The following is a 1,651-nucleotide window of genomic DNA, read 5'->3' as shown; positions in this document are numbered from 1 at the left end:
TGGGGGTGGTGCAGGAGGCACCGCCGCGCTCGATCCGGCACCACCCCCACCTCCTGCCTCCTCCCCACAAGGGGGAGGAGAGGGTGCGATGCTCGAGGTGATCAGCCGGAAACGGTGCGACAGGTCGCCCGCCCGCTCAATGCAGCGTCCCCTCCCCCGGCTCGGAAGGACCGTCGGACTCGGCGATCGCCTCGGCGAAGGGAAATTCCAGGACCACGTCCCCGGCCTCGTCGGTGACGACGAGGATCGCCGCGACGAGACGCGGATCGCTGCCCTCGTCCCCCAGACTGTCCCGGATCGTCGCCCGCGCCACCCGCCACGCCTGATCGGCATCGCGCAACTCCACCCCCTCCTCGTCGGTGAGCGTGTCGGCGGCGATGCGGGTGTGGAAGAAGTAGCGCGGCACGGGATATGCGGGGCTGACCTGAGTTGGACTGACTTGAGTTGAGCCTACTTGGGCTGGGACTGGCCCTGCTGCGGATCCTGCTGTCCGCCGGCCTTGTCCTTCTTGTTGGCCTCGTGGTGGCCGATGGCGCAGCCCGCGGCGGCGCCGGCCTTGCCGTGGCCGGCCATGCTGCCCGCCGCACCGCCGACGACGGCGCCCTTGAGGCAGCCCTTGGCCTCGGCCGGACCGGCGAGGGCCGCAACGCCGAGGGCGAGAACGGCCGCAGTCAGAATCGGATGCTTCATCGCGTGAGCCTCTCGTTGACGCATCGCCGCGGTCACTGTCGCTCCGCTCGATGCGATCGGGTGAGACGCCAACCGTGCGATGACGGCATCCGTTCCGCGGAGGCTCAGGCGGCCACCCGGCCCTCGAGCGGGAACACCTTGGCCGGGTTCATCAGCCAGGCCGGATCGAACACGTTGCGCACCCGCATCTGCTGTTCGAGATCCGCTTGCGCGTACTGGAAGCGCATCAGCTCGCGCTTCTCGATGCCGACGCCGTGCTCGCCGGTGAGGCAGCCGCCGACCTCGACGCAGAGCTTGAGGATCGCGTCGCCCGCGGCCTCCGCCTTCTGCAGCTCGCCGGGCTTGTTGATGTCGAACAGGATCAGCGGGTGCAGGTTGCCGTCGCCGGCATGGAACACGTTGGCGACGCGAAGCCCCTGTTCGGCGCAGATCGCCTCGATGCGTTCCAGCACGTGGCCAAGCTGGCCGGTGGGGATCGTGCCGTCCATGCAGATGTAGTCGGAGATGCGACCGGTGGCGCCGAAGGCGGACTTGCGGCCCTTCCAGATCGCGGCGGACTCGGCCTCCGACTTCGAGACGCGGATGCTGGTGGGGTTGAAGCGCGCGGCGATGGCCTCGATGCGGGCCAGCATGTCCTCGCATTCCTCGTCCGACCCCTCGACCTCGATGATCAGCATCGCCGCGGCGTCGCGCGGGTAGCCGGCCTTGGCGAAGTCGTCGGTGATGAGGATCGCCTCGCGGTCCATGTACTCGATGGCGACGGGGATGATGCCGGCGGCGATGATCGCCGCGGTGCAGGCGCCCGCATCCTCGACCGAGGAGAAGCCGACCAAGGCCGGGCGCGCGCCCTCCGCCGCCCGCAGGATGCGCACGGTGGCCTCGGTGACGATGCCGAGCTGCCCTTCCGAGCCGCAGATCAGGCCGAGCAGGTCGTAGCCGGGGGCATCGAGGTGCTCGCCGC

3 protein-coding genes are annotated in these 1,651 nt (G+C 69.8%); all 3 read right to left on the bottom strand.

What is annotated here, in order from left to right; genetic code table 11:
• Positions 1-136 precede the first annotated feature (136 nt).
• Complete coding sequence (locus tag MFF42_RS11940) at positions 137-406, bottom strand: DUF6894 family protein (RefSeq protein ID WP_238255941.1); 270 nt, start codon at positions 404-406, stop codon at positions 137-139.
• 44 nt (positions 407-450) lie between these two features.
• A complete protein-coding gene (locus tag MFF42_RS11935) occupies positions 451-690 on the bottom strand; it encodes a hypothetical protein (RefSeq protein WP_238255940.1) in 240 nt (79 codons plus the stop codon).
• Positions 691-794: 104 nt separating this feature from the next.
• On the bottom strand, positions 795-1,651 hold an 857-nt coding region (locus MFF42_RS11930), incomplete at its 5' end, for an FAD-linked oxidase C-terminal domain-containing protein (RefSeq protein WP_283206871.1).

The sequence above is a fragment of the Methylorubrum podarium genome, from assembly GCF_022179745.1.
Classification (GTDB): Bacteria; Pseudomonadota; Alphaproteobacteria; order Rhizobiales; family Beijerinckiaceae; genus Methylobacterium; species Methylobacterium podarium.
This window is presented reverse-complemented; position numbering and strand designations above follow the sequence as displayed.